This is a genomic window from Kluyvera sp. 1366 (assembly GCF_054823405.1).
The window spans coordinates 251,877-272,793 of sequence record NZ_JBTRDW010000001.1 but is presented as its reverse complement, the minus strand read 5'-3'; the positions used below and the strand labels follow the sequence as shown (position 1 = coordinate 272,793).

Sequence of the window (20,917 nt, the reverse complement as noted above, 5' to 3'; positions counted from 1 at the left end):
TCTCTATTTATCAGAGGGTGCCAGGCTGCGGCACAGAGCGAACGTCAGGTTGGCTGTTTTCTTTGAATCCCGCGACCCAAGAGAAAACCATGCCCAATATGAAGGCGACGAATATGGATACCAGGAAGCCGAGGAACTGCGTCATGTGCCCCTCTTTAAAGAACACCGGCAGGACGGCAATGCCGGGAATGCAGTAACTCCATGAAACCGCGTTGAAAGCCCCGGCGATCATGCCGCCGGCAGCGCCCGCCAGGCAGCCACAAATCATCGGTCGTTTAAGACGCAGAGCCACACCGTAAATGGCGGGTTCAGTGATGCCGAACAGCGCCGTTACACCCGCAGAAAGCGCCATGCGCTTAAGCTCAGCGTCTTTCGCCTTCAGGTATACGCCCAGCACCGCGCCCGCCATACCGAATACCGCGGAGGCTTGCAGTCCGGTAAAAGTGTCGTAGCCCAGGGTGGCATAGTTACCGACGGTCACTGGCGTGATGCCCCAATGCACGCCCAAGGTAACCAGTGGCATCCAGAAGGCACCCACCACAAATCCGGCAATGGCAGGACTGAGATGATAAAGGGTGTTATAGACGCCACCGATGGCGCCGCCGATCATATTGCCGATCGGACCGAATGCCAGAAGCGTGAACGGAACCATGATGGCGAGGCAGAACATGGGCGTGAACAGGTTGCGTATCACCATCGGAAGCAGGCGCTCGAAGAAACGCTGTACATACGACATGCCCCACACCATCAAAATAATGGGGATTACCGACGAGGTGTAACTCAAATACTCTACCGGCAGCCCCATAAAGGTCAGCGGCGCGGCATCAAGCGGAATGCCAGCGATCTGCACCATCACCCTTGAAATTTCGGGATTTTCAACCGCGCTCTTCATCAAAGCCTGCACTGCTGGATCGGCTGAGTTGGCGGTAAGGATTTTGTTGGCCGTCAACATATTAAGGTAATCCGGCGACACCAGCGCGCAGGCGGAGATAACCGCTGTGAACGGATTGACATTGAATTTTTTGGCGGCGGTAAACGCCACCATCACGGGCAGGAAGGTAAAGCCGGTCCACGAAACGAAGTTAAGGATGCGATAAGTGCCGCTTGCAGGATCCATCAGGTCGATGGCGGTCAGCAGCGAAATGATGCCCTGCAGCACACCGCAGGCTGCCAGTGGATAGAGAAAAGGCGCAAATATGCTGGAGATGATATCCATAATGCGGCTAACCATACCGACACTAGGCGGTGGTACCGCTGTACTTTCGTCGAAAGTGAGTAGATTCTGCACTTCGCGGTAAGCATCACCAACGTGATTACCAATCACCACCTGCATCTGGCCGCTGGCCTGCATCGCGGTGATAACGCCTTTTACCCGCTTTAGTGATTCAACCTCGACCAGAGAATAATCTTTCAGCACAAACCTCAGACGTGTAGCGCAATGTGTCACACTTATCACATTATTATCGCTACCTATCAGTCTAACGATCTCTTTCGCAGAATCCGCATAATCTATTGCCATGGTTTTCTTCCATTGCCAGAGGGAATTCAGTCCATCAGGAGCGGACTAATTCAGGCAATGTTAGAAAATCATCCCGGCAATGTCACGAGGTCACAATATGTTATAACGGGTCGCTAATTACAAAAATGTCACACCGCGTGACATATCGCTGAGATTATTCACCACCAGCTTTCTGCCTATCGATTCAAGAATAAAAATGACCGGAACCTGAGTGGTAATATCGTATTCGCTTTCAATCAAAATGCGAGAAACATGGTAAGGAACAATAAAGTCAGAAAGTTTTGCCAGTGTTGAATCCGGGTTGCAGGTAATAGAAATCACTTTGCACTTGTGAATAACAAACTGCCTGGCAAGCTTCAATATTTCGGGAGTTTCGCCAGAGACAGAAAGCACGATAGCCACTGAACTCTGCACCATATCGGTACTCACCGGATAATAGGGATCATCAATGTGATTACTGAACTTGCCTACATTAGAGAAGAAACGCGCACCATACCTGCCAAGCGTGCCAGAGCTGCCTGCGCCAGCAAAGAACACCCGTTCGGCATCACGAATGTATTGAGCCGCCTGATTGATCATCTCATCAAATTCATCGTTTCTGATGCTTTTAAAAAAGGTCAATATTTCCTCGGCTCCATGAGGAATCAGTAATGTGCTATTTTTGTTCAGGTGCAACTTCATACTCGCTTTGAGTTCTGAGTAACCTTTGAAATCCATTTTTTTACAGAATCTCAGAACAGTCGCGGTAGATACGCCAGAATTATCAGCTAGCTCTCTTATCGTCATATAAATAACGGCATTGATGTTTTTAATAATGTAATTATGCACGCTGCTTTCGAGGGCATTTAAGGTTGATAGTTTTCTGGCGTTAAACATCTATTCAAACATCCTGACGATTCAATTATGACGCTTATCATGTCACAAACCGTGACATCTAAGGGATGTTTAACGAGTAAACCCGCGCGGCAAACCAAAAGAAATTGTATTAATTGTGATAGCTCGCACAATTTGGATCAAGCATGGCGGAATGCATATTAGTTTTCCAGCGCAGTAAGGATCGTCGCTTCCATTTTTTCAGGTTTGGTGATCGGTGCAAATCGCTTGATCGGTTTGCCGTCGCGCCCGATCAGAAACTTAGTAAAGTTCCATTTGATCCGCCCGCCCAACACACCGGGTAATTCGGCTTTCAGGTAGCGAAATACGGGGTGCGTTGCGGCGCCGTTAACTTCGACTTTCTCGAACATCGGGAAGCTCACACCGTAGTTGATGAGGCAGGTCTGCGCGATATCATCGGCTCCGCCAGGTTCCTGCTTGCCAAACTGATTGCAGGGGAAACCCAATATCATCAGCCCATTGTCCGCGTACTTCTTGTAGAGCGCTTCAAGGCCTGCATATTGAGGAGTAAATCCACAATGGCTAGCGGTATTCACCACCAGAACCAGCTTCCCGGCGTAATCGGCCATAGAGATGGGCTGGCCTTGCAAGCTGATGGCATTAAGTTGATGAAAGGTGGTCATGTATTAATCCTCAGAGCAGAATCAGTTCGGCATTAAAGACGGTGCTTTAATCAGCGGCCTTTGCGCCTTATTCTATGATTAAAGCGCCTGTGATTCATGTTAGACGTGATGTGTGAAACGTCATGACTACCGCACCAAGAAGTAATAAACCACTCAAGCCGAAAGCACTTTGCCAACCCAGACTGTCGAAAATCAAACCCCCAACGGTTGATCCAAGCGCAATGGAGAGTTGGATGACAGCAACCATCAGACCACCACCTGCCTCTGCATCTTCTGGTAGCGTCCGCGCGAGCCATGTCCACCATCCGGTTGGCGCGGCTGTCGCAAGCATTCCCCACAGGCTCAGCAAAACGGCAACGGTTACTCTGGAAGCGTCATTTCTCTATTATCCGCACCGCAATGTGTCACCCACTTTGCGCGCGGCTATTGATACATTGAGAATTTAAATGATTTTCAATGGAAAATATGTATACCTGTCAATATCATCATCTCTCTCATTCGCCCACTGTTAATTAATCCTGAAGTAAATAAAGGCTTCTTAGCAACCTGAAACTTTAATCAGCATTGGCACTCTCCCTCCCGACGTTTTCTGGAAATCGATTAAACACCAGCAAATACACGTATTTTTGCTGTTTGGCCGTGCATAATTTGACATGTTGGGAAGCGGCGCAAAAAGCAGATTTTGCTCTGGTATCAACAGCCTGAATAACCATGTTGAATTCAGATCTTATCTGAAAAACCATAGCCTTACATAAACTAAATACTTTTTCATCCTCTTAATAACGAGGACATTTAAATTAATTCTGTTAATTTTTTGCACTCGCCAGCAGGGGGAAGAATGAAGATTATCGTCGGTGGAAACGGCTACCCGGAAAAGAGAAACATCATTACAGACCCTGCAAATCGCTATCTGGATTACCGTCCCAGAAATATCTGGACCTGGATCAACGTTATAAGGCGGCGCTTATTGCATAAAAATAAACTCTTTATTTTTCGTCCGCTGCCTCTGATGTCTTCAGGTGATGCGGACATTATCCACCTTTTTAACGAAGTTTCTTCGGGGCCAGGCGACTGGGTAGCGACCTTTGAAACCGAACTGCCCCGTGTTCTTCCCGTTGAGGGAATACCCAAATTTGCCAACCCCGAGCTGGCGCGGGAACTCCGGTACGTCTGCTCTCCGCGCTGCAAAGGTATCATCGCTATCTCAGAAGCCACACGTCAGATCCAACTGCGGCTGCTGGAACATTTCCCCAGGGAGCAGGCTATCATCGGGCCCAAACTGCACGTACTGCATCCCCCGCAGCCGGTACTGCAGGAAAAAAATGCTCTGGTTGAAAGAGGTCCGCTGAATTTTACCTTCGTGGGCAAGGAGTTCTATCGCAAAGGAGGGGCAGAAGTTGTGCTAGCCTTTAGCCAGTTATTAAGGGAAAACCTGATAAGTGTGAACGACGTACGCGTAAATCTGGTTGGTGATCCTGGCAAAACGCATAACGTGGCTCACCAGGCGTTCCAGGATGATGACGCATTTAGAAGAAGCGTGGAGGATACACTTCGTGAATGCCCTCTATTCCAGCACTATACGTCGCTGACCAACGACGCGGTACTGGCGTTGATTAAGACCTCTGATGTCGGGCTGCTGCCCACATGGCAGGAGACATACGGCTTTTCCGTTCTGGAAATGCAGGCCTGCGGCTGCCCGGTAATAACGACGAATGTCAGAGCCTTGCCGGAAATCAATCCGGAAAATGCCGGCTGGCTGATTCGCTGTCCACTGAATAGCATGTCGGAGCTGACGGTTGGATCGCTCAACGATAAAGCCGCACTGAGAAGCACCATCGTTTCTCAGTTAAAAGCCCATATTTTACATATCTTAAGCGACAGAAAAATTGTCAAAGTGCGCGCTATACAGTCAGTCGCTCGCATACGTAATGAACACGATCCTGTGGAGTTCAGAAATTACCTGAGTGCGATATACAGGGGGTTTTGAGCCAGACAAATAAAGAAATTAACCGTTTTCTGTATGGGTATTGTTCACATTGCTCATACGGATAACCTGCCCTCCCAACATTTCGGGCATTCTTAACTGGAAAACAGACCTTTCCGCCACTATCATCAGCTCACTTATTCACCCACTGATAACTAAGGAGGATTACTATGCCACTGTGTGAATTGTTTATTTACTCACACTTCTACAGTAATTGGCCGCGTTCAGGCATTTCCGCACTCGTGCTGCGATAATCCGTCCTGAGCGAAGTTAACTGAAAATCTAATCCCTTCCTCCGGCTTACCGGGTTGTCGTCAGCGATTTCTGACGTCGGGCCTTTTTGCGCCTGCAACTTATGAGTAAGCACATGAGCACTTTACTGTCCGCCCACGCTGTCGGTTTCGATAACGCCTTCGGCACGCTATTTCACGATATCCATTTCAGCCTGAAAAAAGGCGATCGCATCGGTTTGCTGGGTGATAACGGCACCGGTAAAAGCACCTTATTGAAAATTCTCAGTGGTGAACTGGAAGCCAGCCACGGCAGCGTTACGCCGGCTAATCACTGTTTACTGGCGCGCATCGAGCAGCATCTGCCAACAGAACTGCACAACGCGTCACTGCTGGATGGCGTGATGGCGCGCTTGCCGGAACAAGCCGATCGCTGGCGCGCCGAAGCGCTGCTGGGCAGCCTGGGTTTCACCGCTGAGCAACAAACGCAAACTGCCGCAACGCTAAGTGGCGGTCAGCATATGCGCCTGCTGCTGGCGCGTGCGCTGATCCTGCAACCGGATCTGCTGCTGCTCGATGAACCCAGCAACCACCTCGATTTGCCGACGCTATTGTGGCTGGAGAATTTCCTCAACGGCTGGAGCGGCAGCTTCGTGCTGGTTTCCCATGACAGCACCCTGCTCGATCGGGTGACTAACTGCAGCTGGATTCTGCGCGATCGCGGTCTGCTATTCTTCCGTCTGCCCTGCAGCGCGGCGCGTCAGGCGCTGATCGAGCAGGATGAGGCTGACACGCAGCGTTATCAGGCCGAGCAGAAAGAGATCGAACGCGTCGAAAAAAGCGCCAAACGTCTGGCGATCTGGGGCCGCACTTACGATAACGAAGGTTTGTCGCGCAAAGCGCAGCAGATGGAGAAACGCGCCAATTGGTTGAAAGAAGCACAAACCACGCTGAGCGAAGGATCGCTATGGCGGCTGCAGCTGCAAGGTGAAGCGCTGGACGCCGATCGCGTGATGGCATTGCCGCAGATGTCGATTCGGCCAGCCGATGACGCACCTGCACTGTTTTCACTACCAACGCTGCAGGTGAAAAGTGGCGATCGCGTAGCGATCGTTGGCCGCAACGGTTGCGGTAAATCGTCGCTGCTGCGCCATTTGTGGCGTGAATTTCAACAAGCAGATAGCACGCTTTTTCATCCCCGCGCGCGCCTCGGTTATTACGATCAAAGTCTGCATCAATTGCACGATGCGGAAACGCTAAGTGATGCGCTGGCGCATTTTGCGCCGCTCAGCGATGAGCAGCGCAAGATGGCGTTGATCGCTGCGGGTTTTCCGTATCTGCGTCACCAGCAGCTGATTGGATCACTGAGCGGCGGCGAGCGCTCGCGTTTACTCTTTGTGGGGCTGACGCTGGCGCGCTATTCACTGCTGCTGCTCGATGAACCCACTAACCATCTGGATATGGTAGGGAAAGAGGAGCTGGCGGAGGCGCTGAATCAGTTCGAGGGCGCGGTGTTGCTGGTGTCGCACGATCGTCAGTTAATCGCCAACAGCTGCAATCGTTTCTGGCTGATAGAGGACCAGCAACTCAGCCAGTGGCACGATTTTGACGCGGTGACCGAGCGCCTGCGTGCTGAACAGGTGATATCCATGTCTGAGGTTGTTGCACCTGCGGCGACGGAAAACGCGTTGGATGAAGATGCTTTGCTGCTGGCGTTATTAGAGGTGGAAAGCAAACTGGATGAGGATCTGGCGCGTAAGCCGAAGCATCAGAAACCCGCGTTGCAAGCGCAGTGGCGTGAGGAGATCGCGAAGCTGAAAACCCAGCTCGATCTGTAAATCGGCAGTGAAACGGTCGCCATAAATGGCGGAATGCTTGTCAGTTAAGCAAGCATTTTGCTTTGAACAGGTAGCGGGCACTGAAGCTTCGGAGCAGGCCGGGACCACTTTTGGGCCGGCAATCCGCAGCGCTGAACGAAGCGAGAAAGCCAGGAGAGCCCGCAGGACGCGGGCGAAAGGCGGAGCCGGGACAGGGACGTCCCGTCTCCGCCGGTCCGTCAGGCAAACGAGCGAAGTGAAGGTATCGCGCTAGCGGCGCGAGGACCGCCGGACCAAAAGTGGTCCCGGTCTGCACACTCGTCGTTGGCTTAACTGACAAACATTACGCCATAAATGGCGCCCCTACGCCCAATCAGTGACTCAGATACGCTGTAAACAACCCAGCCTCCCTTTCTATTCGGAAAACTTTAATCATTTTTCAACCAGTGCGCATTACCCAGATAAATCCGGCGAATTTTCTCCAGTTTGTCCCGTTTAGTGATTATGATTCTCGCTTCATAAAAGGGACGCTTATGCTCAATATCTCGAAAAAGTGGCTATTCGCCACGCTCGCTGCCGTCATTCTCCTGCTGTTGATCTGGCATTATGCCGGTTCACGCAATAAACCCAACGCGGTAGTCACCGCCGAAGTGCGTCAGGGCAATATCGAAAACGTGATTGCCGCCACCGGCAAAATGGATGCGGTCGAACGCGTCAACGTCGGTGCGCAGGTTTCTGGTCAGGTGAAAAAGCTCTATATCAAAGCTGGCGATAGCGTCAGCAAAGGCCAGCTGATCGCCGAAATTGACGATCAGCCGCAGCGCAGCGATTTGCGCAACGCGCAGGCGGCGCTGAGCGTAGCGCAGGCCGATCTGGAAACCCGCGAAGCCGCGCTGGTGCGACAGCAAGCGCAATATCAGCGCTTGCAGCAGATGATTAAAACCAATGCGATCTCGCGGCAGGATTTTGATACCGCCGAAGAAGACTGGCGCAGTGCACGCGCCGAATTAACCGCGCAAAAAGCGCGCGTGATTCAGGCGCAGATTGAGGTGGATAAGAAACAGCTCGATCTCGGCTATACCCGCATCATGGCGCCAATGGACGGTACGGTCATCGCCATCGTCACGAAGCAAGGTCAAACGGTGAATGCGGTTCAAACCGCGCCGACCATCGCCAAGCTGGCGCAGCTCGGCACCATGACGATTAAAGTGCAGATCTCCGAAGCCGACATCAACAACGTGCAGCCAGGCCAGCAAGCGTGGTTCACCACCTTCTCCAATCCCGACAAGCGCTACAACGCCACGCTGCGCAGCCTCGAACTGGCGCCGGAATCGGTGATGAAAGATGACGCGCTGATGGGCAACAGCGAAAGCACGCCAGCCAGCAGCACCAACGCCGCAGTCTATTACAACGCGCTGCTGGATGTGCCAAACCCCGACAACGCGCTGCGCATCTCCATGACGGCGCAGGTCAACCTGCTGCGTGATTCCGCTAAAGACGCTTTGCTGGTGCCGGTGCAGGCGACGAAGAAAGACGCGGATGGCAAAACCTACGTGGAAATCCCCGATCAGGATAACCAGCCGGTGAAACGCATCATCACCACTGGCATCACTGACAGCGTTGATATTCAGGTGCTGAGCGGTTTAAAAGTCGGCGAGAAAGTGATCCTTGCTACGCAGACGGCGGGCGCTGACGAGGTGTTGATGTGAATATCATCGAACTGAAAAACATCCAGCGCAGCTATGTTAACGGTTCGCAATCTCTGCATGTGCTGAAAGACATTAACCTGAGCATTGCTAGCGGCGAGCTGGTGGCGATTATCGGGCCGTCCGGTTCGGGTAAATCGACGCTGCTGAATATTCTTGGCTGCCTGGATGCGCCGGATAGCGGCGACTATTTCATTAGTGGCCAAAACACCGCCACGCTGTCGCCGGATGCGCTGGCGAAAGTCCGCCGCGAGCATATCGGCTTTATCTTCCAGCGTTATCATCTGATGCCGGATCTCAGCGCCTTGAGCAACGTCGAGATTCCATCGATCTACGCCAATCTGCAGGGCAAAGCACGGCTGCAGCGCGCGGCGGATCTGCTGGCACGTTTAGGTTTGCAGGGCCGCGAACATCATAAACCGGGCGAGCTGTCCGGCGGCCAGCAGCAGCGCGTCAGTATCGCGCGCGCGCTGATTAACGGTGCCGAAATTATTCTTGCCGATGAACCGACCGGCGCGCTGGATTCGCATTCCGGCGAAGAGGTGCTGCGCATCCTACACGATCTCAATCGCGAAGGTCACACGGTGATCATCGTCACGCACGACATGAAAGTGGCGCAGCACGCCGATCGCATTATTGAGATTCAGGACGGCGAGATTTTTGCCGACAGCGGCCGCAAACAGGATGCAACCCGCGCGCAATATGTCCCCGCCGCGCCTAAAAGCCAGAGCAAGCTGCGCGGCTTGCTCGACCGCTTTCGCGAATCATTGCGCATGGCGCTGAATGCCATGAACGCGCATCGGCTGCGCACCGCGCTGACCATGACCGGGATTATTTTTGGCATCGCGGCGGTGGTCACGGTGGTGGCGCTCGGCCAGGGCGCGCGGCAAAAAACGCTGGAGAGTATTTCCGGGCTCGGCACCAATGTGGTGTCGATCTATGCCGGCGGTGATTTTGTCGAGGATGAAGCGCATCCGGTGCTGACGCTGGTGATGGCCGATGCCGACGTGATTGGGCGTCAGCAGTTTGTCGCAGCGGTCAGCCCGGAAATGATCGCCAATCAGCCTATTCGCTATCTTTCCAACGCGTCCAAAACCTCAGTGTACGGCGTCGGCAAAGCGTATTTCCAGATTCAGGGCATTAAATTGCTGGAAGGCAGCAACTTCAGCGATGAACGCCACGCGCGTCAGGAGATCATTATCGATACCAACACGCGCAACAAACTGTTTGGCGAACACGGGGAAAGCCCAATTGGCAAGATGATCGTGCTCGGTTCGGTGCCGGTGCGCGTGATTGGCGTGGCGGATAATAACGATGGCATGTCGCCCAATCGCCTCAGCGTGTGGCTGCCGTGGAGCACCGTGATGTATCGCATCAGCGGGCAAACCGCGCTAACCAGCATCAGCATTAAGCTGAAGGACGATGTGGTGAGCGGCCCGGCGGTGGAATCGCTGACGCAACTGCTAACCGCGCGTCACGGCAGCAAAGATTTCCTGGTGTTCAACCGCGATAAATACCGCAAAGCGATTGAAGATGCCGCCGCGACGTTAACGCTGTTGATACTGCTGGTCGCCTCAATTGCACTGATGATTGGCAGCATCGGCGTGATGAATATCATGCTGGTGTCGGTAACGGAGCGCACCCATGAAATCGGCGTGCGCATGGCGGTGGGCGCACGGCGCGGCGACATCATGCAGCAGTTTATGATCGAAGCAGTTTTAGTCTGTCTGGTGGGCGGATCGCTCGGCGTCGCGCTGGCGCTGGTGATTGGTCCGATTATCAGCCTGCTGGCGGGCGGCATGATTACGGCGATCTTCTCATGGCAATCAGCAGGCGCGGCCTTTGCCTGCTCCACCATCATCGGCATGATTTTTGGTTACCTGCCCGCGCGCAAAGCCGCACGCATGGATCCGGTGGCGGCATTGGCAAGCGAATAACTGAAATACCGCTTTAATCTATTAGCACTGTTCCGTAGCGGCGCGATTTATCGCGCTCTTTTGAGCTTTTTACTTGTGTAAAAACGCGCAATAAATCGCGCCGCTATGGATTTGCCGTTTTACATCAACATCGGCAAGGTCGCCGTTGCTGTCTGCTGGCTGGCCGCCTGATACCGGGCATCATGCGTCATCAACTCGTTAATCAATACTTCCACCAACATCATTGCACCCACTTTACCGCTCAGCGCACCAGCGTTGAACGGGCCTTCCGGCCGCGCAGCCACTAACAGCATATCGGCTAAGCTGCCCATCGGGCTGCGCAGCGTGTTGCTCAGCATCAGCACGCGCGCGTTTTGCTTCTTCGCCACCTTAACCACATGCATTACATCTTTAGTCGAGCCGGAAGCGGAGATGGCGATCACCAAATCGCCCTCTCTGAGCGTCGAGGCATTCATCGCCGCACGATGCATATCACCAAACAGCTGCGCCGATTTACCTAAGCGCAACAGGCGATAGTGCAAATACTCACCGGTAATCGCGCTGGCCGCCACGCCGTAGATCTGGATGGTTTTAGCCTGATGCAGCGCTTCCACCGCGTTTTGAAGCACCTCGCGGTTAATGAATTTCCCGGTATCGCGCAGCGCCTGCACCGTTTCTTCCACCAGCATGTCGATGCTGTCACCGCTAGCGACGGCGGCGGGCTGATTGTGTTGCACATCCAGCGCCAGCGCCATTTTGAATTCGGTATAGCCTTTGCAGCCGAGATGACGACACAGCCGCGTCACGCTTGCTTCGCTGGTGTCGGTCTCGCGCGCTAATTCAGTGATGGTGAGATACAGCACTTTCTGCGGGTCGGTGAGGATGAAATCGCCCAGCTTTTGCAGCGTCGGACTGTAGCCCGGCAAGCCCTGGCGCAGGTGCAGCAAGATGTTTTCGTTGTCCGTCATGGCGGCCTCTTCTTCACGACATTATGGCGCACAGTGTGCAGCAGATTAGGGCATAAGTGAAAGCTATCACAATAATGATGGAAATTTTCATCTTATGAATGAGATTGTGATAATAATTTTCACCACAAAATCACTTCAGGGATAAAAATTTATGTCATCACTGTTCAGCGGTGCCTCTTCAGGGGGTTGGTTTGAAAAAGCCCAGCGGTTTGGTAAGTCGTTCATGTTACCGATCGCCGTGCTACCGGCGGCCGGTTTGCTGCTGGGCATTGGCGGCGCACTTTCCAATCCCAACACCGTCAAAGCCTATCCATTCCTCGATGTCGCCTGGCTGCAAGGCATGTTCACCATCATGGCGAGCGCCGGATCGGTGGTGTTCGCCAACCTCGCGGTGCTATTTGCGGTTGGCGTAGCGGTAGGATTGGCCAAAAGCGACAAGGGCACCGCAGGATTGGCCTCGCTGCTGGCTTATCTTGTAATGAACGCCACCATCAATGCGCTGCTGACGCTGACCGGCGTGCTGGCGCAGGGCAACCTTAGCGCGGTGGGACAAGGCATGGCGCTCGGCATTCAGACGCTGGAAACCGGCGTATTTGGTGGCGTGGTGATCGGGCTGGTGACGGCCATGCTGCATAATCGCTACAACAAAATCGCCCTGCCGCAGTTCCTTGGCTTCTTTGGTGGCTCGCGCTTCGTGCCGATTATCAGCTCCTTGGTCGCCATTGTGGTGGGCGCGGCGATGACCATCGTCTGGCCGCATTTCCAGAAGCTGATTTTTGGCATGGGCGGATTGGTGGATGCCACCGGTTATTTCGGCACCTTTATTTACGGCTTCGTGCTGCGCATGCTCGGCCCGTTCGGCCTGCATCACATCTTCTATCTGCCGTTCTGGACCACCGCACTCGGTGGCAGCGAAGTGATCAACGGACATCTGGTGGAAGGCACGCAGCGCATCTTCTTCGCCCAGCTTGCCGATCCCCACACGCAACAATTCTACATTGGCACCGCGCGCTTTATGTCCGGGCGCTTCATCACCATGATGTTTGGCCTGATCGGCGCGTGTCTGGCGATGTACCACACCGCTAAGCCGGAAAACCGTCAACGCGTGGCCGGATTGCTGCTGTCGGCGGCGCTGACTTCTTTCCTTACCGGCATCACCGAACCGATTGAGTTCTCGTTCCTGTTTGTCGCGCCGATGCTGTATGTCATCCACGCGCTGTTTGATGGGCTGGCGTTTATGATCGCCCACATCCTGCACATCACCATCGGCCAAACCTTCTCGGGCGGCCTGATTGATTTCATTCTGTTCGGCGTATTGCAGGGCGAAGCGAAAACCCATTGGTGGTATGTCCCGCTGGTTGGCGTGCCGTGGTTCCTGCTCTATTACTTTACTTTTCGCTTGCTGATCACCCGCTTCAATTTCAAAACGCCGGGGCGCGAAGACGCCAGCGTTGAAACTGTGCCTATGGTCGCCGGAGAGCGTCCACTGCAGGTGATCGCGGCTTTAGGCGGCAAGCAGAACATCGCCGAACTGGATTGCTGCGCCACCCGTCTGCGCATCACGCTCATCGACAGCAGCAAACTCGATGAAAACGCATTGAAAGCTACCGGCGCACGCGCCGTGATCCAACGTGGCAAAGGCGTGCAGGTGATTTATGGCGCGCACGTCACCATTATCAAAAATGAAGTAGAGGAGTTACTCGCGCTATGAAAGCACCGATGCTGGCCCAGATTCAGGGAAAACTGGTGGTCTCGTGTCAGGCTCTGGAAGATGAGCCGTTACACAGCCCGTTTATTATGTCGCGCATGGCGTTAGCGGCGATGGAAGGCGGTGCGGCGGCGATTCGCGCCAACAGCCTGATCGACGTGCAGCAGATTATGCAAACCGTGGATTTGCCGATTATCGCCATTATTAAGCGCGACTATCCCGGAAGCGATGTGTATATCACCGCGACGCTGCGGGAAGTGGATGAGTTGATGGTGGCGAATCCGGCGATGATTGCGCTGGATGCCACGTTACACACACGTCCCGGCGATTTGCAGCTGCCGGCGTTGGTGGCAGCGATTCGCCAACGCTATCCGCAACTGTTGCTGATGGCGGACATCGCCACGGTGGAAGAAGCGCGTCAGGCGGCACAATTAGGTTTCGATTGTGTCGGCACCACCCTGCACGGCTACACCGCAGAAACGCAAGGCTGCTATTTGGCCGCCGATGATTGCCGCTTCCTGCGTGACGTATTGGCTGCGGTAAAGGTGCCGGTGATTGCCGAGGGGAATGTTGAAACGCCGGAAATGGCGGCGCATTGTCTGGCGCTGGGCGCGCATGCGGTGGTGGTCGGCGGCGCGATTACGCGTCCACAGCAGATAACGCGCCGCTTTGTGAATGCCATCAATTAATTTTTGAGGTGCCCATTAGGCACCTCGCCTAAGGTTATCCACAATCCCCGTGCGTAGAGTCGCCGTTAACCTGTGGATAAAACTCGCCTCGCACCACACCGCGCCCGATGCGCGCAGGCGGTTACTTTTCACACGATTGTGAATCTCAAACACGCTAACACACTTGATGCGTTAGCGTGTTTAGGTGAGTCAGTATCCGGCGTTAAACCGAATCTTCTTTTTCGACCACTAATACGCGCGCTTCGCCTTGCGGGTGCGCAACATGCTCGGTGCCGATGCTGGCGTAAAAAATGTCGCCGCTATTCAGCAGCACTTTCTTCACCTCACCTGCTTCGCGGTAATGCATTTCTACCACACCATCCAGCACCGCAAACACTTCCTCGCCATCATTGATGTGCCACTTGTAAGGTTGATTGGTCCAGTGCAGACGCACGCTGGTGCCGAAGAAGTTGGCGATGTCTAACGCATCCCAGGCTTTTGCGGGAGAGAAGTTTTTGCTGACGTAGGTTTTCATGCGATATCCGTGCGGGGGAGAACTGCGTTGATGATACACACAGCCCGGGCGTGCGGCGGGACATGCGCAGGCCATTTACGGACATTCAGATACAACAAAGCCGCCCGAAGGCGGCCTTAACACAACTGCTTGTGCAATTAACTTATTTGTATAACTCGGCAGTCATGTGTACGCGGTTGTTAGTGTTGGCTTCAGTAATTTTATACTGAGCACCCTGCTCTTGCGCCTGCGCTGCGATTTTCGCTTCTGCGCCATCCAGAGTAGATGACTCAACAGATATACTCTGAGCAAAGCTAGCAGCGGACATCATTGAAAGAGCAGCAACAGCGGCGATAGACAGTGTTTTGATAGTTTTCATGGTCATAATCCTTAGTGGTTTAACGAGAAGGCTGTGTGCCTTCGATGAGAATAATAGTAACTCAGGTTATCGTTTCAATATTAACCATTAGTGCGATCACGATAACTTACGTAACTATACAGTTTCTGCGTTATATCGACAAAAAAGGCCGCCCGTAGGCGACCTGTTCTGGCACATCCGTATGCAACCATCCGTTATTTGTAAAGTTCTGCGGTCATGTGTACGACGTTGCCGTTGCTCGCTTCTAAAATTTTGTACTGCTCACCGTTCTGTTTTGCCTGCGCAGCGATTTTCGCTTCAGCACCATCCAGAGTCAGCGAGGTTGCTGAAACGGTCTGTGCGAAGCTGGCAGCAGACATCAGTGAAAGAGCAGCAGCAGCGGCGATGGTCAGAGTTTTGATAGTTTTCATGGTCGTATTCCTTTGGTTGTTTGATTTGAAGGCTATGCGCCTTCGATGGAAACAATGATAACCACTGAAACTATTATCAGATTAACTATTAGTGCGATCACAGTTAATCAACTCATTATCACTACGCCAGATCGAGCTCTGTAATGACCCTTTTGACTTCTGCCACATCCGCCGCCGACAGCGAACGTAACGGGCGCGGCAGGCAATCATTCTCTACAAGGCCCAGCGCGCTGGCCGCTGCAGAGATAACGCGGATACTGCCGCCATGTTGGGTAAACAGCGCCCAAAGCGGTTCCAGCCGCTGCGACTGTTCAGCCACCGATGCAAAATCCCCTGCCATCGCAGCATCCGTTAGCGCTTTAGCGGTGCGCGGGAACAGTCCGCCGCACACGGAATACCACACTTCACAACCGGCGTTTAGGCCCACTGCGGCAAAGGCATCACCGCTGACACCAATAGTGACGTCTTCTGGCAATTGAGCGCGCAAAGCGCTGACCCGTTGCGTAGCAGCGGTGATATCGGCAGGCACGCCGGGAATTTTTATCGAGGCGATATACGGCAGCGTGGCAATACGCGCATGCAGCGCATCGGAGAACACAAAGTGGCTGGTGCCTGGATTGTCATAAATACACACCGGCAGCGAAACGTAGCGCGTGACATCCTGATACATGCCAAACACCTCGTCATCGTTAAGCTTCTGATAGGAAACCGCAGGCAGCAGCAATGCGCTGGCACCGGCCTGTTGCGCATCCTCGGCAAGTCGTAGCACTTCATCGGTGCTCACCGCGCCAATGCTGACCATAACCGGAATCCCCTCCGCATGTTGCACCGCCAGCGTCGTGATGCGCTTGCGCTGTTCGCGCGTGAAATAGGCGTAGCTACCGGTGGATCCCAGCACGCCAAGCGAATCCACTTTTGCTTCAGTGAGCCGCACGAGGAGAGTGAGAAAAGCGTGCTCGTCGATACCCGAAGCATTAAGCGGGGTCAGGGGAAACGCACTCAAACCTTTAAACATAGCCAGCGCCTTATTCATTATTAACAGAGGAAAACAGCCTCACCTGCACTGTTATAAGCCATCAGAAACAAAAATGCCCTCTTACGAGGGCATGGATTATCGCTACAGGTCGGGGATTATTTCAGCGCGATGCGCGCAATCTGATCCTGGCCTTTGGTTGAGGAGTCTTTGTTGAACTCCGCTTTCAATGTGACATACAGCGTGTTGTTGTCCGGGCCAATCAGCAGGCTGTTTGGGTTGTTATCAAACGACCAGCTATTTTTCACCGCGTAAGTGGTGGCATCCAGCTGCAGCACTTTCTTCGATTCGCGCTGGCTGATGTAGATTTCATTACGCTTAGCGTTGAATTTAATCGCCAGCGCATCACCTTCAATACGCTTGATCACTTTCCCAGTGCGCTCATCAAACACCAGCGTGGCTTTGCCTTTCGAATCATCGGTTACGAACAGGCGGCCGGTAGCCGGATCTTCCGCCATGTTCAGGAACAGATAGTCTTTACCGTCGCCGGCGGTCCAGCGCTTCTCAATTTTGTGGGTGCGTGGATTGATCACCAGAATTTCGCCCGCGCCGTTGGTCGCGTAAATGCGCTCAGTCAGCGGGGAATAGATGATGCCGGTTACCCATTTGCCTGCATTCTTGATGGTGGCTTTCAGCTTGAAGGTTTTCTCATCAACCACCGAGATGTAACCCGGATCGGCTACGCGACCGACATACAGCTCGTTGCCGTGCCACAGCACTTCACGCGCGCCCGCCGGATAACCTTCTTTATCTTTCTTACCTGGGAAGACTAAACGTTCCAGCACTTTGCCGCTCTGCGCATCCACTTTAGAGATAGCGCCATCCAGCGAGTTGGTGGTGTAGAACACGTTGCCCGCTTCATTGATCGCCGTACCAAAGTTTTTCAAATCGGTATGCGTAACGCCTTTGGTTTCCAGTGTGGTTGGGTCGAGACGATAAATTACACCACCGTTAACGTCTTTAAAGCTCTGCGCGCTGGCAACGTATAACGCTTTCGCAGCAGGCGAATACGCCATTTCATACAGGCCATCGCCCAGCGTACGCTGGGTCAAAGAAGTATCAACTGGCTTGGCAGCGGCGGCTGGCGCTTCGGCTTTTTTCGCCGGAGCCTGGCAAGCGGTCAGGCTGAATGCAGCGACGATCGCTGCCGCTACGGCGGCTTTGCGCGGGCTAAATAACGATTTCATGCTCAACTCCATCAATGGATGAACGGCTCCGTTGCGCGTACGCATACGGAAAACTCAAGAAGAATGAGAATCATACGCATTAGCATGAACTTAGCAACTTTCTCGACGATCTTCCTTACGTTGCCGTAGATCGATTCCAGCATGCCGCACACCTTTCTTTACTAAAAACCTCCAAATATTGCCTGAAAAAATAGGAAAACGTGAGCAATTAACAGGTTATTTTCACCCGTAAACCATTGATTCATAACTTACTTACACATTATTACAATTACAGTTGCAACCTTCCACAGATTCTTTAAAGCAAATGATTATCATTGGCTTTCTCAATAAATGCGCAGTGGCGCTTTGCGTGCCTTCTCTTCTGCCCTTTTGGGCGAATGAGTCACGACGTAAACGATAAAAAACGAAGCAAAACAGCTTCCTATAACATGCGTTTCAACAGGAAATTTTATGTCTGGCATCAGGAAAACCTTTAACGTCTCACTGCTGGCGGTGACGATTCATGCCCTACTTACGCCAAGCCCGGCGCAGGCAGCTAGCGATTCGCCGCAGGATTTGGTGGTCGAGGCATCCGCAACCGGCGACAGCGATAACAATGAAAAGCAGGATTACGCGGTAAAAACCACGCGAGCGGGCACTAAGCTGTTGCTGACGCCACGCGATGTACCGCAGTCGATGAGCGTGGTAACGCAACAGCGCATGCAGGATCAGAACCTGCAATCGGTGAACGATGTGCTGACCAACGCCACCGGCATCTCGACCAATCTGATCGACAGCGAGCGCTCGGAATACTATTCGCGCGGCTTTAAAGTCACCAACTTCTCGTTCGACGGCATCCCAACGTCAGTTAATGACAACTGGAACTACGGTGATGCCGCTTCTGATACCGCCATTTACGATCGTATTGAGATCGTACGCGGCGCCACCGGATTGATGACCGGTGCGGGCAGCCCGTCAGCATCGATCAACATGGTACGTAAACACGCCGACAGCAAAACCTTTACCGGTGCGGTCAGCGCCAGCTACGGTAGCTGGAACAAACAGCGTTATGTTGCGGATCTCTCTGCACCGCTAAACCAGGATGGCAGCCTGCGCGGCCGCGTGGTAACCGGTTACAGCGATGAAGACAGCTGGCTCGATCGCTACCACAAAACCAAAAAATTCCTCTACGGCGTGATTGATGCCGACATCACTGAGCACACCACGCTGTCGCTGGGCTACGACTACGAAGATGCTAACACCGGCAATCCAACGTGGGGCGGCTTGCCGATGTTCTACAGCAACAACGCCACCACGCATTACGATCGCAGCCTCAACTCCGCCGCCAACTGGGCGCGCTACAACACCAATTCGCGCAAAATATTCGCCGACATCGATCATAACTTCGATAACGGCTGGAACATCCACGTCAACGGCACGCACGCCGAGAACACCTTCAACGATAAGCTGCTATATGTGATGGGCAGCGCCGATCAGGACAGCGGCGAAGGCACCACCGGCTTCGGCAGCATGGATCGCGGTAAACGTCAGATGGATTCGTTCGACGGCTACGCCAGCGGTCCGTTTGAGCTGTTAGGTCGTCAGCATCAGTTAATGGCGGGCGTGAGCTACAGCCGCCAGCACAACGCCACTTACAGCCAGGATGGCGTTACCGATCTGGAAAACTACAACATCGCCTCAAACGATATGGGCATTTTCAATAACAGCTGGAACGGCAACATTGCCGAGCCGCAGTGGCAAGGTTGGTATCAGAATGCCGACGATACCATTCGCCAGAAATCGGCTTATACCGCCGCGCGCTTCTCGCTGGCCGATCCGCTATCGCTGATTATTGGTGCGCGTTACACGCAGTGGAGCACCAACGGCAGCAGCGGTGATATGACGAACAATAACACCACGCCGTACGCTGGTTTGGTGTACGACATCAACGATACCTGGTCGGCGTACGGCAGCTATACCTCGATCTTCCTGCCGCAAACCGATCGCGACATCAACGGTAAATACCTGTCGCCGGTAACCGGCAAAAGCTATGAAACCGGTCTGAAGTCCGCCTGGTATGATGGTCGATTAACCGCGACGGTGGCGGTATTCCGTATTGAGCAGGACAACGTCGGTCAGGCGATTAATGGCGTCTATCTGAGCGGCAACGAACAGGCTTATGCGCCCGCCAAAGGTGCGGTCAGTAAAGGTGCGGAGTTTGAGCTGAATGGCGCGCTAACGGATAATCTGCAGCTGACTTTCGGTGCCACACGCTACGTGGCGCGGGATAAAGAGGGACGTTTCAACAGCTATCAGCCGCAGACTTCCTTTAAGCTGTTTACCCGTTATCAGCTGCCGATGTTGCCGGATCTCACGGTTGGCGGCGGCATCAACTGGCAGAACCGCGTGTTTGAAGATGCCACCAATGCCAGCGGCGATAGCGTGCGTGTTTATCAGGGCAGCATTCCGCTGGTTTCGCTGTTTGCGCGCTATCAGGTGACTAAGCAGGTGGCGGTGCAGGCGAACGTCGATAATCTGTTTGATCGCGAATATTACAGCTACATGAACAGCTACGTTTATGGCGCACCGCGCAGTGTTTCGATGAGCGTTTCGTATCAATTTTAAATAAAGGCTAAAGGTGCGCATTTATGCGCGCCTCTCATCAAACCTTGTTTTTATAATTGAAACTAATCTGCGAATTCTGTTCTTTCGGCAAGCGGCGCGCCTCTAAATAAACCGATTTCCAGTACGGATTATTTAGCGAAGAGCGCATCACGCCCTGACTCACCGATGCGTGCAGGAACTGATGATCGGTGTCATAAAACCCGACGTGCAGCTCACGTTTAATGCGGAAGAACACTAAATCACCGGGTTGCAAATGCGCCTGATCCACCGGTTTGCCCATGGCAATTAACTCTTTGGTGGTGACGCGATCCATCGGAATATTGAAACGATCTTTCAGCGTGCGCCAGACAAATCCCGAGCAATCGACGCCGGTTAATTGTGTGCCGCCCCACTGATATTTGGTCCCTTCCCACGAATGCATTTGATCGTGCAGCGCGGCAATCACCGGGATTAAATCGGGCTGTTTGCCGTTGTCTGCCGAGGTATCAACGCTTTCCTCAGCAGGCGCATGCGAAGACTTCGAAGAACAACCTGCCAGAGTGAAAACAAACAGGCAGGCGATAACTTTGCTGGCGGCAGAATTGATCATGTGTTGGTGATTTCGCTGAGGGAGACAGTGGTCAGAGATTTATACCGTAAAAAAGTTGCAGAAATAAATAGGCGCGCAGTGAAATCTTTTATTTGTCGGTTGATTTTACCTAAGTTTACGCAACGGTAACATCTTGTATTTGAGTTAAAAATCTATTTTCCACGCTGG

17 protein-coding genes and 2 pseudogenes are annotated in these 20,917 nt (G+C 53.2%); 8 read left to right on the top strand and 11 right to left on the bottom strand.

Annotated elements, in window-relative coordinates:
* Positions 1-10 precede the first annotated feature (10 nt).
* From ACVLVH_RS01270 to ACVLVH_RS01255, 4 genes and pseudogenes are all read right to left on the bottom strand, one after another.
* Positions 11-1,519 (bottom strand): PTS transporter subunit EIIC, encoded by a 1,509-nt coding sequence (locus ACVLVH_RS01270; protein ID WP_217548371.1) that lies wholly within the window; start codon positions 1,517-1,519, stop codon positions 11-13.
* 117 nt (positions 1,520-1,636) lie between these two features.
* Positions 1,637-2,395: a MurR/RpiR family transcriptional regulator gene (locus tag ACVLVH_RS01265; protein ID WP_192413137.1), complete on the bottom strand. Its 759-nt coding sequence runs from the start codon at positions 2,393-2,395 to the stop codon at positions 1,637-1,639.
* 158 nt (positions 2,396-2,553) lie between these two features.
* A complete protein-coding gene (locus ACVLVH_RS01260; RefSeq protein WP_192413138.1) occupies positions 2,554-3,036 on the bottom strand; it encodes a glutathione peroxidase in 483 nt (160 codons plus the stop codon).
* Positions 3,037-3,130: 94 nt separating this feature from the next.
* Positions 3,131-3,394, bottom strand: a pseudogene (locus ACVLVH_RS01255) (MFS transporter); the annotation flags it as partial.
* A gap of 7 nt (positions 3,395-3,401) precedes the next feature.
* Between ACVLVH_RS01255 and ACVLVH_RS01250 the strand changes: the two are divergent.
* The 5 genes and pseudogenes from ACVLVH_RS01250 to ACVLVH_RS01230 all read left to right on the top strand — a co-directional run.
* Positions 3,402-3,482: pseudogene (locus tag ACVLVH_RS01250) on the top strand (hypothetical protein); the annotation flags it as partial.
* 392 nt (positions 3,483-3,874) lie between these two features.
* Entirely contained in the window at positions 3,875-5,023 is a 1,149-nt protein-coding gene (locus ACVLVH_RS01245; protein WP_280173189.1) for a glycosyltransferase family 4 protein, read from the top strand.
* Positions 5,024-5,387: 364 nt separating this feature from the next.
* Positions 5,388-7,088: an ABC-F family ATP-binding cassette domain-containing protein gene (locus tag ACVLVH_RS01240; protein ID WP_498948443.1), complete on the top strand. Its 1,701-nt coding sequence runs from the start codon at positions 5,388-5,390 to the stop codon at positions 7,086-7,088.
* Between the two features lie 512 nt (positions 7,089-7,600).
* On the top strand, positions 7,601-8,776 hold the full coding sequence (locus tag ACVLVH_RS01235) for an efflux RND transporter periplasmic adaptor subunit (RefSeq protein ID WP_498948441.1): 1,176 nt from the start codon (positions 7,601-7,603) through the stop codon (positions 8,774-8,776).
* A complete protein-coding gene (locus tag ACVLVH_RS01230; RefSeq protein WP_137387291.1) occupies positions 8,773-10,710 on the top strand; it encodes a MacB family efflux pump subunit in 1,938 nt (645 codons plus the stop codon). Before ACVLVH_RS01235 ends, ACVLVH_RS01230 begins: the two co-directional genes overlap by 4 nt.
* A 119-nt stretch (positions 10,711-10,829) precedes the next feature.
* On the opposite strand, the gene ACVLVH_RS01225 is transcribed toward ACVLVH_RS01230, so the two are convergent.
* Entirely contained in the window at positions 10,830-11,657 is an 828-nt protein-coding gene (locus ACVLVH_RS01225) for a MurR/RpiR family transcriptional regulator (protein ID WP_498948439.1), read from the bottom strand.
* Positions 11,658-11,808: 151 nt separating this feature from the next.
* On the opposite strand from ACVLVH_RS01225, the gene ACVLVH_RS01220 reads away from it, so the two are divergent.
* Positions 11,809-13,368 (top strand): PTS transporter subunit EIIC, encoded by a 1,560-nt coding sequence (locus ACVLVH_RS01220; RefSeq protein WP_277975049.1) that lies wholly within the window; start codon positions 11,809-11,811, stop codon positions 13,366-13,368.
* Positions 13,365-14,054, top strand: a complete 690-nt coding sequence (locus ACVLVH_RS01215) for an N-acetylmannosamine-6-phosphate 2-epimerase (RefSeq protein ID WP_277975050.1) — start codon at positions 13,365-13,367, stop codon at positions 14,052-14,054. Before ACVLVH_RS01220 ends, ACVLVH_RS01215 begins: the two co-directional genes overlap by 4 nt.
* Before the next feature lie 202 nt (positions 14,055-14,256).
* Here ACVLVH_RS01215 and ACVLVH_RS01210 read toward each other — a convergent pair whose 3' ends face one another.
* The 5 genes from ACVLVH_RS01210 to ACVLVH_RS01190 form a co-directional block, all read right to left on the bottom strand.
* Positions 14,257-14,568, bottom strand: coding sequence for a cupin domain-containing protein (locus ACVLVH_RS01210; protein WP_498948437.1), 312 nt, complete (start codon positions 14,566-14,568; stop codon positions 14,257-14,259).
* Positions 14,569-14,710: 142 nt separating this feature from the next.
* Positions 14,711-14,926 carry a YdgH/BhsA/McbA-like domain containing protein gene (locus ACVLVH_RS01205; protein ID WP_110866788.1) on the bottom strand — a complete coding sequence of 72 codons (216 nt, stop codon included), beginning with the start codon at positions 14,924-14,926 and terminating at the stop codon, positions 14,711-14,713.
* Positions 14,927-15,120: 194 nt separating this feature from the next.
* A complete protein-coding gene (locus ACVLVH_RS01200; protein WP_007890154.1) occupies positions 15,121-15,336 on the bottom strand; it encodes a YdgH/BhsA/McbA-like domain containing protein in 216 nt (71 codons plus the stop codon).
* Positions 15,337-15,457: 121 nt separating this feature from the next.
* The gene (locus ACVLVH_RS01195) at positions 15,458-16,351 is read right to left on the bottom strand and encodes a dihydrodipicolinate synthase family protein (RefSeq protein ID WP_498948434.1); all 894 of its coding nucleotides are present in this window, start codon (positions 16,349-16,351) and stop codon (positions 15,458-15,460) included.
* 116 nt (positions 16,352-16,467) lie between these two features.
* Complete coding sequence (locus tag ACVLVH_RS01190) at positions 16,468-17,556, bottom strand: YncE family protein (RefSeq protein WP_498948432.1); 1,089 nt, start codon at positions 17,554-17,556, stop codon at positions 16,468-16,470.
* A gap of 450 nt (positions 17,557-18,006) precedes the next feature.
* On the opposite strand from ACVLVH_RS01190, the gene fhuE reads away from it, so the two are divergent.
* Positions 18,007-20,160 carry a ferric-rhodotorulic acid/ferric-coprogen receptor FhuE gene (gene fhuE, locus ACVLVH_RS01185; RefSeq protein ID WP_498948430.1) on the top strand — a complete coding sequence of 718 codons (2,154 nt, stop codon included), beginning with the start codon at positions 18,007-18,009 and terminating at the stop codon, positions 20,158-20,160.
* A gap of 37 nt (positions 20,161-20,197) precedes the next feature.
* On the opposite strand, the gene ACVLVH_RS01180 is transcribed toward fhuE, so the two are convergent.
* Positions 20,198-20,749: a C40 family peptidase gene (locus ACVLVH_RS01180; protein WP_101761687.1), complete on the bottom strand. Its 552-nt coding sequence runs from the start codon at positions 20,747-20,749 to the stop codon at positions 20,198-20,200.
* Between the last annotated feature and the right edge of the window lie 168 nt (positions 20,750-20,917).

Excerpts from the sequence above, each read along its gene's own strand:
- ACVLVH_RS01210 (WP_498948437.1), bottom strand. The coding sequence starts at position 14,568 with ATGAAAACCTACGTCAGCAAAAACTTCTCTCCCGCAAAAGCCTGGGAT.
- ACVLVH_RS01270 (WP_217548371.1), bottom strand. The coding sequence starts at position 1,519 with ATGGCAATAGATTATGCGGATTCTGCGAAAGAGATCGTTAGACTGATA.
- ACVLVH_RS01215 (WP_277975050.1), top strand. The coding sequence starts at position 13,365 with ATGAAAGCACCGATGCTGGCCCAGATTCAGGGAAAACTGGTGGTCTCG.
- ACVLVH_RS01245 (WP_280173189.1), top strand. The coding sequence starts at position 3,875 with ATGAAGATTATCGTCGGTGGAAACGGCTACCCGGAAAAGAGAAACATC.
- ACVLVH_RS01240 (WP_498948443.1), top strand. The coding sequence starts at position 5,388 with ATGAGCACTTTACTGTCCGCCCACGCTGTCGGTTTCGATAACGCCTTC.
- ACVLVH_RS01190 (WP_498948432.1), bottom strand. The coding sequence starts at position 17,556 with ATGAAATCGTTATTTAGCCCGCGCAAAGCCGCCGTAGCGGCAGCGATC.
- ACVLVH_RS01225 (WP_498948439.1), bottom strand. The coding sequence starts at position 11,657 with ATGACGGACAACGAAAACATCTTGCTGCACCTGCGCCAGGGCTTGCCG.
- ACVLVH_RS01205 (WP_110866788.1), bottom strand. The coding sequence starts at position 14,926 with ATGAAAACTATCAAAACACTGTCTATCGCCGCTGTTGCTGCTCTTTCA.
- fhuE (WP_498948430.1), top strand. The coding sequence starts at position 18,007 with ATGTCTGGCATCAGGAAAACCTTTAACGTCTCACTGCTGGCGGTGACG.
- ACVLVH_RS01180 (WP_101761687.1), bottom strand. The coding sequence starts at position 20,749 with ATGATCAATTCTGCCGCCAGCAAAGTTATCGCCTGCCTGTTTGTTTTC.
- ACVLVH_RS01265 (WP_192413137.1), bottom strand. The coding sequence starts at position 2,395 with ATGTTTAACGCCAGAAAACTATCAACCTTAAATGCCCTCGAAAGCAGC.
- ACVLVH_RS01200 (WP_007890154.1), bottom strand. The coding sequence starts at position 15,336 with ATGAAAACTATCAAAACTCTGACCATCGCCGCTGCTGCTGCTCTTTCA.
- ACVLVH_RS01195 (WP_498948434.1), bottom strand. The coding sequence starts at position 16,351 with ATGTTTAAAGGTTTGAGTGCGTTTCCCCTGACCCCGCTTAATGCTTCG.
- ACVLVH_RS01260 (WP_192413138.1), bottom strand. The coding sequence starts at position 3,036 with ATGACCACCTTTCATCAACTTAATGCCATCAGCTTGCAAGGCCAGCCC.
- ACVLVH_RS01220 (WP_277975049.1), top strand. The coding sequence starts at position 11,809 with ATGTCATCACTGTTCAGCGGTGCCTCTTCAGGGGGTTGGTTTGAAAAA.
- ACVLVH_RS01235 (WP_498948441.1), top strand. The coding sequence starts at position 7,601 with ATGCTCAATATCTCGAAAAAGTGGCTATTCGCCACGCTCGCTGCCGTC.